Raw genomic sequence first — 229 nt, forward strand, 5'->3', positions numbered from 1 at the left:
GCGAAACAGCGCCGGATCCTCCAACCGCTTGGCGCCGGTGGTGGTGATCTTCTCGCTCATCGGGCTTTACCGCCGTCCATGGCTTACCCCTTCGCCCCATCGCCGAGCCGCTTGGCGGCGTCCAGCACCGCCGCGACGACGCCCTGATAGCCGGTGCAGCGGCAGAGGTTCCCCGACAGCGCCTCTTGCACCTGGCGCTCCGACGGCGCCGGGTTGTCGCGCAGGAATT

Annotated in this window: 1 protein-coding gene; it reads right to left on the reverse strand. The window is 69.0% G+C overall.

The features are described from left to right. Nucleotides 1-83 precede the first annotated feature (83 nt). The gene (locus tag SAY88_RS25750) at nt 84-224 is read right to left on the reverse strand and encodes a 2Fe-2S iron-sulfur cluster-binding protein (RefSeq protein ID WP_332635275.1); all 141 of its coding nucleotides are present in this window, start codon (nt 222-224) and stop codon (nt 84-86) included. Nucleotides 225-229: the final 5 nt, after the last annotated feature.

The sequence above is a fragment of the Halalkalibacter flavus genome, from assembly GCF_036663575.1.
GTDB classification, from domain to species: domain Bacteria; phylum Bacillota; class Bacilli; order Bacillales; family Bacillaceae_D; genus Halalkalibacter; species Halalkalibacter flavus.